The 495-nt window shown below is 66.5% G+C and carries 1 protein-coding gene; it reads left to right on the top strand.

Annotation, left to right across the window (positions count from 1 at the left end):
• Positions 1-12: 12 nt before the first annotated feature.
• Positions 13-495 (top strand): cupredoxin domain-containing protein, encoded by a 483-nt coding sequence (locus SLNSH_RS24350; RefSeq protein WP_106340869.1) that lies wholly within the window; start codon positions 13-15, stop codon positions 493-495.

Below are 495 nucleotides of genomic sequence, written 5' to 3'. Positions count from 1 at the left end.
GAGGAGACCTGCATGACCCTTCGTTTGATCACGGCCGCGGCCGTCCTGGCGCTGTCCGCCGGGCTGGCGCTCGCCGGGCCCGGCGCGCCGGGCCACACCCACAAGAAGTTCGAGGCCGGCGAGCCGGGCGACCCGAGGAAGCCGGTCGCCAAGACGGTGGAGGTCGGCATGCACGAGCATGAGGACGCCACCATGAAGTTCGTACCCGACCGGGTCGAGGTGAAGCGCGGCGAGCAGGTGCGCTTCGTGCTCAAGAACCACGGCAAGGCGGACCACGAATTCATGCTCGACAGCATCGAGCACAACGCCAGGCACAAGATCGCCATGGAGAAGAACCCGGACATGGAGCACGACGACCCGAACGGGAAGCGCCTCGCTCCGAACGGCTCCAACGAGATCGTCTGGCGTTTCACCAAGGCGGGGACCTTCGAGTTCGCCTGCCTGATCCCCGGCCACTACGAGTCCGGCATGCACGGCCTCGTGGTGGTCAAGTAA

It is taken from the genome of Alsobacter soli (assembly GCF_003004785.1).
GTDB classification, from domain to species: domain Bacteria; phylum Pseudomonadota; class Alphaproteobacteria; order Rhizobiales; family Beijerinckiaceae; genus Alsobacter; species Alsobacter soli.
The sequence above is the reverse complement of the archived record's forward strand: the minus strand, read 5'-3'. Positions and strand labels throughout refer to the sequence as shown.

Bases quoted from the DNA above. Each gene is read 5' to 3' on its own strand.
- SLNSH_RS24350 (WP_106340869.1), top strand. From the start codon at position 13: ATGACCCTTCGTTTGATCACGGCCGCGGCCGTCCTGGCGCTGTCCGCC.